We start from the raw sequence: 8,825 nt of genomic DNA, 5'->3' as shown, positions 1-8,825 counted from the left end.
TCCGCGATATCGACTCGGAGAATAATGTCTACCGCATCAATGATGCGAGGCTGGTTGATTTCTCGATTGTGCTAACTAACCTTTGCTCTATGTGGGCATCCGGACGGGTGGGTGCATGGGGAACGGCGGAAGTTATTTCGGGCTTCTATGGAAGGCCTTCTCCGTCAGGGTTTGATCGTTCAATCGAGCTTGTTGATTCGCTAATTCCAGAGCGTGCTAAGAGGTTTGCAAGGACTCGTCGCCTAGATAAACCGACTAGGTTCTCCACTGTTGCGGATCTTAGTGCCACTGAAAGTATGCAAGATCGCCTTGTGGTCGCCTATAACGCGCTGATCGGACCCTTCCAAGCTTTCGGGCTGCCGGAGCCTAGTCAGCTCACTCGTGACGGTTCCTTGGTGCCTAGGGAATTTATGCGAGCTGACAGGAAGGTTCGCGAGTGGGCTCAAAATTATGACGTCAGTTGCAACAACGGAATGTACTGATCCGCAATGTGCAAGGGCCGGGCGACTTAGACAGTCACCCGGCCCTCGGTCGATCAGGCGGCCTCTCCACGCTGGACGGCCTGGAGACGGCCTGGCTGGGGCTTCAACCGGTGAAACGCCCGGTCAAAGCCCCGCGCCGATCACACGTCGTAGTACAGCGCGAACTCGTAGGGGTTCGGGCGCAGGCGCAGCGGGTCGATCTCCTGCTCGCGCTTGAACGAGATCCAGGTGTCGATCACGTCCGGCGTGAACACGCCGCCCTCGAGCAGGAACTCGTGGTCGGCCTCGAGGTTGTCGAGCACGGCGTCCAGCGTCGCGGGGACCTGCTTGACGTCGCGGGCCTCCTCGGGCGGAAGCTCGTAGAGGTCCTTGTCGATCGGGGCCGGCGGCTCGATCTTGTTCTTCACGCCGTCGAGGCCCGCCATGACCATCGCCGAGAAGGCGAGGTACGGGTTGCCCGAGGAGTCGGGGCAGCGGAACTCGATGCGCTTGGCCTTCGGGTTGTTGCCCGTGATCGGGATGCGGACGCACGCCGAGCGGTTGCGCTGGGAGTACACGAGCGAGACCGGGGCCTCGTAGCCCGGCACCAGGCGGTGGTAGGAGTTCACCGTCGGGTTGGTGAAGGCCAGCAGCGACGGCGCGTGGTGCAGGATGCCGCCGATGTAGTGGCGGGCGGTGTCGGACAGGCCCGCGTAGCCGCTCTCGTCGTGGAACAGCGGCGCGCCGTCCTTCCACAGCGACTGGTGCGTGTGCATGCCGGAGCCGTTGTCGCCGAACAGCGGCTTCGGCATGAAGGTGACCGACTTGCCTGCCTGCCACGCGGTGTTCTTGATGATGTACTTGAACAGCATCAGGTCGTCCGCGGCGTGCAGCAGCGTGTTGAACTTGTAGTTGATCTCGGCCTGGCCGCCGGTGCCGACCTCGTGGTGGGCGCGCTCGACGGTGAAGCCCTGGGCCTCCATGTTGAGGACCATCTGGTCGCGCAGGTCGGCGTAGTGGTCGTTCGGGGTGACGGGGAAGTAGCCGCCCTTGTACTTGACCTTGTAGCCGAGGTTGCCGCCCTCTTCCTCACGGCCGGTGTTCCACCAGCCGGAGACCGCGTCGATCTTGTGGAACGCGGAGTTGGCGGTCGTGTCGAACTGGACCGAGTCGAAGATGTAGAACTCCGCCTCGGCGCCGAAGTAGGCGGTGTCGGCGATGCCGGAGTCGGTGATGTACTGCTCCGCCTTGCGCGCGATGTTGCGCGGGTCGCGGCTGTAGGCCTCACGCGTGAACGGGTCGTGCACGAAGAAGTTGACGATCAGCGTCTTCTCGATGCGGAACGGGTCCAGGCGCGCGGTGTACAGGTCGGGCAGCAGCAGCATGTCCGACTCGTGGATGGACTGGAAGCCGCGCACGGAGGAGCCGTCGAAGGCGAGACCCTCTTCGATCGCGTCGGCGTCGAACGCCTTGGCCGGCAGCGTGAAGTGCTGCATCACACCGGGCAGGTCGCTGAACCGCACGTCGACGAACTTGACGCCCTCGTCGGTGATGAACTTCAGCACCTCGTCGGAATTCTTGAACACCCTCGTCGACTCCTTGACTATGGACAACGGCTTGTCATCGCGAGCGACCGTATGTCGGCGGTGTTGCCCGTCCGTCACTCCGATGTTTCGCCAGTGTTAACGGGCCGGTCGGAGGGGGCAAGCGGACCTGCCGGTCCTCACCCCGCGTTCACCGGCTTACTCTGGAGGAGTGAGCAGGTGGACCGGATCGTGGCTGACAGGACCTGATTCCGTGTTGTCGCCGGGTGGAGACTCGGCCGACGGCACCCAGCAGCGCTGGCGTGGTGAGCGTCACGGCTTCCCGAAGGACGGTCCCGGCTCCATCGCCTCGATCGGCCGGCGCACCTTCGCCATCCTCGTCGACTTCCTCCTCGCGGCGGGTGTCGCGGGCCTGTTCACCAGGCCTGACCTGCCGAAGAACTGGAGCCTGCTGGCCTGGTTCGTGATCACCGTCGTCGCGGTCGCGTACTTCGGGTTCACGCCGGGGCACGCGCTGCTCGGGCTGCGGGTGGCGCGCATCGACGGCAAGGCGTACGTGCACCTGCCGCGCGCGCTGCTGCGCACGATCCTCATCTTCCCGCTGATCCCGGCGCTGGTCTGGGACGCGGACGGCCGGTGCTTGCACGACAAGGCCGCCGGCACGGTCGTCGTCAGGGTCCGCTAGGCCCCTCCGGACGCGAAGAGGCCCGCCGCACGGGATGGTGCGGCAGGCCTCTCCACGTGGTGGTGGCGGGTGTCAGCCCCGGCGGCGCAGGGTGCGCTGGACGTTGCGCATCTTCGCGCCCGCCGGCATCGGGCCCTTGGGCAGCGCGGCGCCGCGGCTGGCCAGCGCGGCCAGGCGGGTCTCCAGCGAGTCGACCTGGGCGGCCGTGATGTTGCGCGGCAGCTTCATCAGGGTCGACTGGAGCTTCTTCAGCGGGACCTGGCCGTCGCCCGAGCCGATGATGAAGTCGTAGATCGGGGTCTCGCCGACGACGCGCGAGATGCGCTTCTTCTCCTGCGCGAGGAGCGGCTTCACGCGCTGCGGCGCGCCCTCGGCGACCAGGACCACGCCGGGACGGCCGAGCACGCGGTGCACGGCGTCGAGCTGGGTGGTGCCCGCGACGGCGGGGGTGACGCGCCAGCGGCCGCGCAGGTTCTCGAGCGCCCACGCGCCGGCGCCGGGCTGGCCGTCCGCCTTGCGGAAGACGTTGCTCTGCACGCGGCGGCCGAAAATGATCACGGCCAGCAGCGCGCCGATCGCGACGCCCAGCGGCACGAACATCCAGACCGCGTCGAAGACCAGGCCCAGGACCACGGCGATCGCGGTGGCTCCGAGCACGGCGGCCAGCATCAGCGGGATCAGCGCCTTGTCCTCGCGGCGTTGCATCTTGAACGCCTCGAAGATCTGCTTGCGCCGCTCACGTGATGCCGCGCGGCGAACCTTCGCCGCTTCCTTGGCAGCCGCCTTGTCCTGCTTACCAGCCATGAGCACAGGATACGGCGCGCTGGTCTCAGCATTGCATCGGCCATCTGCGAGACTGCGGGGATGGACGCGTTGCTGGAGGGTCTCGATCCGGAACAGCGCGCAGCGGTCGAGGCGCCGCGCGGCCCGGTGTGCGTGCTGGCGGGTGCCGGCACCGGCAAGACGCGCACCATCACGCACCGCATCGCCTACCTGTGCCAACGCGGCCATGTCGCTCCGTCGCAGGTCCTGGCGGTCACGTTCACCAAACGCGCCGCGGGGGAGATGCGCACGCGACTGCGTTCCCTGGACGTGCACGGCGCACAGGCCGTGACGTTCCACGCCGCCGCGTCACGTCAGCTGCGCTACTTCTGGCCGCGCGTCATCGGCGGTCCGCGCTGGGAGCTCGTCGACCAGAAGATCCGCGTCGTCGCCCGCGCCGCGTCCCGGCTGGGGATGCCGACGGAGACCGACGCGTTGCGCGACCTCACCAGCGAGATCGAGTGGGCCAAGGCGTCGCTGCTGACCCCGGAGGACTACCCGGTCGCCGCCGCCCGCGCCGCGCGCGACATCCCGGCGCCCGCCGAGCAGGTCATGAAGCTCTACGCCACCTACGAGCAGCTCAAGAACGAGGCGCAGCTGCTCGACTTCGACGACCTGCTGCTCTACACGGCGGGCGCGCTGGAGGACAGCGCGGAGGTCGCGCAGGAGTTCCGCGACCGCTACCGCTGCTTCGTCGTCGACGAGTACCAGGACGTGACGCCGCTGCAGCAGCGCGTGCTCGACTCGTGGCTCGGCGGCCGCGACGACCTGACGGTGGTCGGCGACGCCAACCAGACCATCTACTCGTTCGCCGGCGCCTCACCGCAGCCGCTGCTCAACTTCGCGCGGCGCTTCCCCGAGGCGGTCGTCGTGCGGCTGGAGCGCGACTACCGGTCGACGCCCCAGGTCGTGGCGCTGGCCAACGACGTCATCAAGTGGGCGCGCGGCCGCCCCGCCGGCTCGCGGCTCAACCTCATCGGGCAGCGCCCCGACGGACCGGTGCCGCGCTTCCACGAGTTCGACGACGAGCCGAGCGAGGCCGACGCGGTCGCGGGCCGCGTCAAGGCGCTGCTCGACGAGGGCGTCGCGGCCTCCGAGATCGCGATCCTCTACCGGGTGAACGCGCAGTCGGAGGTGTACGAGCAGGCGCTCGCGTCGCTCGGCATCCCCTACCTCGTGCGCGGCGGCGAGCGGTTCTTCGAACGCGCCGAGGTGCGCCAGGCGATGATCGCGCTGCGCACGGCGGGCGGGGTGCCCGGCAGCCTGCCCGAGGTCGTCCGGTCGGTGCTGGGCCGCGTCGGGCTGACCGACGAGCCGCCCACCGGTGGATCCGCGCGCGAGCGCTGGGAGTCGTTGCTCGCCCTGGTGGAGCTCGCCGAGGAGTTCGCCACCTCCGCGCCCGAGGCCGACCTGCCGCGGTTCTGCGCCGAGCTGGACGTGCGCGCCGAGGCGCAGCACCCGCCGACGGTGGAGGGCGTGACGCTGGCGTCGCTGCACGCGTCGAAGGGCCTCGAGTGGGACGCCGTGTTCCTCGTCGGACTGGTCGAGGGCACGATGCCGATCCAGTACGCCGACGGCGACGAGGCGAAGATCGAGGAGGAACGCCGCCTCCTGTACGTGGGCGTCACCCGTGCGCGTGAGCACCTCTGGCTGTCGTGGGCGCTGGCGCGCGCGGCCGGTGGGCGCAAGTACCGGCGCCGTTCGCGCTTCCTCTACAGCCTCGTGCCGGAGAACCACCCGGCCGCACGCGTATCCGGCGGCGCGCAGCGCCCTCCTCTCATGAAGAAGGAGAAGCCGACCTGCAGGGTGTGCACCGCGACCCTGGTCGACGCGCAGGCCGTCAAGCTCGGTCGTTGCCGGACCTGCCCGTCCGATGTGGACGAAGAACTGCTCGAGTCGCTGCGCCAGTGGCGTTCGGTGCGGGCGCGGGAGCTGAAGGTGCCCGCGTACGTGGTCTTCACCGACGCGACGCTCGTGGCGATCGCCGAACAGCGCCCCACGGACACGGCGGGACTCGTCGCGATCTCGGGCATCGGCGCCTCGAAGCTCGACAAGTTCGGTGACGACGTGTTGGGCCTGGTCCGAGCCGGTGTCGGCTACCCCGCCACCTGATCGGGACAAGTTTCGTTAAATAGGTTGCGAGCCCGTGGGACGGGGTCATAACCTGCTCATGCCGGGTCCGGAGGACCCGTCTGGGGAAGAAGAACTACTACTCGCACAAGCTCTCGATCGCAGAGCTCTCTTGTTCGGAGGAGGTGGCCCGTTGTGAAGATCTTCAGCATCTCGCGCGCGCTCGGCCTCCCGTTGACCGAGGGCTTCTGCACGTCCACCTCCGCTCAGGCCATGTGGCAGAAGTCTGCCCACCGGCCAGTGGCTCCGCTGGGCCGTGAGCGCGGCACCGATCTGCTCATCGAGCAGCCGGTCGTGCTGCCCGCAGTCGGCGACGTTGACAACTACACGAATGCGCTGTCCGCGCATCATGTGAGAAGGCTCCTGCCGACCCCATAGGGGTCGAAGGACCACCAGGCTCACGAAAGCCGCGGACTCGCACAGAGTCCGCGGCTTTCGTGTTTTTGCAGTACCCCACACAAGGAGAAAACCCTGATGTTGACCGCGACTGTCCCGCTCACCGGCGAGACACTTCCGGACCTCGCGGAGGGGCTCGACATCCCCTGCCGCACCCACAACCCCGACCTCTGGTTCGCGGACGCGCCGGCCGACCTCGAGAAGGCCAAGTCCTTCTGCGGGACCTGCCCGGTGCTGGCGGAGTGCCTCGCCGGTGCTCTCGCCCGTCACGAGCCGTGGGGCGTCTGGGGTGGAGAGATCTTCGAGCGCGGTGTCGTCATCGCGCGGAAGCGGCCCCGTGGCCGTCCGCGCAAGGACGCGGCAGTTGTTCCGGCCAGCAGGACGGAGTCGGCGGCATGAGCACCGTGCAGCTCAACAACAACGCGATCCCCGCCTACCGGAACGAGGGCCTGACTCCCATGTCTCTGAACGAAGAGCTCGTGCGAATACGAATACAAGAAGCCCAGAGGTTCGCTGAAGAGCAACGCCTGGCGAACCGCCTCGCGTCAGCGCAACGTTGGCGCAGGTTGTCGCGATGGGCGGGACGCAGAGCGGCTCGCTTCGACCTCTGACAGTCTCGAGCTGAGGCCGTCATCCACGAGAAGGTGGATGGCGGCCTCGGCCGTTCCTCCGTACCGTCCCCCTTGTGCCGCACCACACCCACGACGGAATCGACTGGTCGTCCCGGCTCCACGCGATGAGGCGCTACGGCTCCCTGCAGGCGGAAGCGCTCTCCGCTGTCGCCCGCAGACTCGTCGCACCCCTGCCCGACTCGCCGGTCGTCATGGACGTCGGCTGCGGCGCCGGCTCCATGAGCGTGCCGCTGGCGGCAGCACTGCGCGACCACGGCGGCGGCGTCCTGGTGCTCGTCGACGCCACCCCCGAACTGCTGGACGCGGCCTGCACCGCGGCACGCGCCGCGACCGACGGCGCCGTGTCGGTCAAGCCGGTGCTGGCCGACCTCTCCGCGGAAGACCCGCTGTCGTTCACCGGCCCGGTCGAGCTCATCTGGGGCTCCCGGGTCGTGCACCACCTCCCCGACCAGCTGCGCGGCGTCCGCCGCCTGGTCTCGGCCCTGGCTCCCGGCGGCTGGCTGGCCCTGGCCGAGGGAGGCCTCGAAACCCGCTTCCTGCCCTGGGACCTGGGCGTCGGCGAACCGGGCCTGCAGGACCGCATGGCCGCGGCCCGCGCGTCGTGGTTCGTGTCGATGCGCGAGAACATGACCGGCACCGTCCGCCTGCCCGTCGGCTGGAACGTGGCCCTCGCCGACGCGGGCCTCGGCGACATCAGCGCCTTCAGCTTCGTCGTCGACCACCCGGCCCCGGCCAAGCAGCTCGTGCGCGACTGGGCGGTCGACCGCCTGACCTGGCTGACCGAGGTCACCGGGCCGTCACTGCACCCGGCCGACCGCGCGGCCCTGCGCCGGCTGCTCAACCCCTCGGACTCGGAGTTCGTCGGGGCGCGGGAGGACGTGTTCCTGCTGGAGACGGACACCGTCCACGTGGGACGGCGGCGATGACGTCCTGCCACAGGTGTGGGCGTTCGCGTTCCTCCGTTTCCGACCTGGAGTTCCTGGCCTGGTGTTCTGAGCGGACTGGTGGGGGTGTGCGGTGGTTGTGCCACGTGTGCGCCAAGGCCCACGTGCGGGACATCGAGGGAAAGCTGCCGGACGAGTACTGGCGCTGACCTCGGGGTTGGGCCTGGCCTGGGGTTAGGACCGGCGTGGGCCGGGTTGTTGTCGGCTGGGGCTGGTTGGGCCGGGCCTGGACTAGCGCGGGCCGGGATGAGGTGGGCCAGGTCGGTCGGGTCAGGCCGGTCGGGCCGGGTCAGTTGGACCGGGGCTGGCCGAGTTGGACTGAGCCAGGCCGGTTGAGCCAGGTCAGGTCGGGATGGGCCGACCAGGTTGGGATGGGCCTGGCAGGGACCGGGCCGGGTTGAGATCGGGCTGATCGAAGTGGGCTGGGTTGGACCAGGACAGCGAAACCTGGGCTGGCTGCCGAGTCCGGCTGAGGTCACCGCACAAGTCGCTCGGCCCGCCGCGGTGAGCTCGCCCGCGTCCGCGAAATCAGGTCGGGCGCGCAGGAGACCCGCCGTGTCTTCACTCGCTTCAGGTCTCAGGCGCGCAGGACGTCCGCCGTGCCCTGCCCCGCGCGTCAGGTCGGGTAGAGGTGGCGTAAGGCCTGTCTGACCAGGGCTGTTCCCCGTCGGCTGCACACCAGCAGCTCCTCGCGCAGCTCGCCCGGCGTGCACAACCGGGCGTCCACCACGGCGTCGAGGAGAGCCACGACCGCGCGGGGGTTCGGTTCGCGGCGGGCCAGGTCCACGGCTGCTCGCGCTGGAGGGGCGAGCCGAAGGCCGTCGCGCACGACCGGGTCGGGTGGGCGGGTGGTGCGTTCCAGCAGGATCCACGGGTGGGTGCGGCGGGAGTTGCCGCCGGCCAGGACGTGGACGTGGCGGGGGAGCGGAAGGGTGGCGCCCTGGCGGAGCAGGGCGTCCGCGCCGGTGATGACCGATGCCGGGCCCGTGAAGGACTGGACGGCGCGGAGTCTGTCCAGGCGGGTCGGTGGGGTCGGCCTGGTCAGGACCACGCCGGGCAGCAGTTGCTGCCACGGGCCGGTCGGGGTGCAGGCGTGCCGGATCTGCCTCGGGGAGAAGCCGGAATGACGCAGGTCAGCGGTGGTTGCGATGTGGGCCATGAGGTCATCGTGGCCCATCAGGAGCAGTGGAAAGGGGGTGAACCCCAACCTG

At 69.0% G+C, this 8,825-nt stretch carries 9 protein-coding genes; 6 read left to right on the top strand and 3 right to left on the bottom strand.

The features are described from left to right. On the top strand, positions 1 to 482 hold a 482-nt coding region (locus VF330_RS09015), incomplete at its 5' end, for a hypothetical protein (RefSeq protein ID WP_330851050.1). Positions 483 to 622: 140 nt separating this feature from the next. Here the strand turns inward: VF330_RS09015 and glnA are convergent. Further along, complete coding sequence (glnA, locus tag VF330_RS09010; protein ID WP_330851049.1) at positions 623 to 2,047, bottom strand: type I glutamate--ammonia ligase; 1,425 nt, start codon at positions 2,045 to 2,047, stop codon at positions 623 to 625. A 169-nt stretch (positions 2,048 to 2,216) separates the two neighbouring features. Here glnA and VF330_RS09005 point away from each other — a divergent pair, with 169 nt between their 5' ends. Further along, a complete protein-coding gene (locus tag VF330_RS09005; RefSeq protein WP_330851048.1) occupies positions 2,217 to 2,690 on the top strand; it encodes an RDD family protein in 474 nt (157 codons plus the stop codon). Between the two features lie 72 nt (positions 2,691 to 2,762). Here VF330_RS09005 and VF330_RS09000 read toward each other — a convergent pair whose 3' ends face one another. Next, positions 2,763 to 3,494, bottom strand: coding sequence for a DUF4191 domain-containing protein (locus tag VF330_RS09000; protein ID WP_330851047.1), 732 nt, complete (start codon positions 3,492 to 3,494; stop codon positions 2,763 to 2,765). 60 nt (positions 3,495 to 3,554) lie between these two features. On the opposite strand from VF330_RS09000, the gene VF330_RS08995 reads away from it, so the two are divergent. The 4 genes from VF330_RS08995 (at position 3,555) to VF330_RS08980 (ending at position 7,596) form a co-directional block, all read left to right on the top strand. After that, complete coding sequence (locus tag VF330_RS08995) at positions 3,555 to 5,624, top strand: ATP-dependent DNA helicase UvrD2 (RefSeq protein ID WP_330851046.1); 2,070 nt, start codon at positions 3,555 to 3,557, stop codon at positions 5,622 to 5,624. A gap of 153 nt (positions 5,625 to 5,777) precedes the next feature. Next, complete coding sequence (locus VF330_RS08990; RefSeq protein ID WP_330851045.1) at positions 5,778 to 6,020, top strand: hypothetical protein; 243 nt, start codon at positions 5,778 to 5,780, stop codon at positions 6,018 to 6,020. A 96-nt stretch (positions 6,021 to 6,116) separates the two neighbouring features. Next, positions 6,117 to 6,437 carry a WhiB family transcriptional regulator gene (locus tag VF330_RS08985; protein ID WP_035911966.1) on the top strand — a complete coding sequence of 107 codons (321 nt, stop codon included), beginning with the start codon at positions 6,117 to 6,119 and terminating at the stop codon, positions 6,435 to 6,437. A 286-nt stretch (positions 6,438 to 6,723) separates the two neighbouring features. Continuing rightward, positions 6,724 to 7,596: a class I SAM-dependent methyltransferase gene (locus tag VF330_RS08980; protein WP_330851044.1), complete on the top strand. Its 873-nt coding sequence runs from the start codon at positions 6,724 to 6,726 to the stop codon at positions 7,594 to 7,596. Positions 7,597 to 8,230: 634 nt separating this feature from the next. Here the strand turns inward: VF330_RS08980 and VF330_RS08975 are convergent. Then, the gene (locus VF330_RS08975; protein WP_330851043.1) at positions 8,231 to 8,773 is read right to left on the bottom strand and encodes a hypothetical protein; all 543 of its coding nucleotides are present in this window, start codon (positions 8,771 to 8,773) and stop codon (positions 8,231 to 8,233) included. Between the last annotated feature and the right edge of the window lie 52 nt (positions 8,774 to 8,825).

Origin of the sequence: Lentzea sp. (genome assembly GCF_036380075.1) — a bacterium.
Classification (GTDB): Bacteria; Actinomycetota; Actinomycetes; order Mycobacteriales; family Pseudonocardiaceae; genus Lentzea.
Note: the sequence above shows the minus strand (reverse complement) of the source record. Positions and strands in the feature narration are given on the sequence as shown.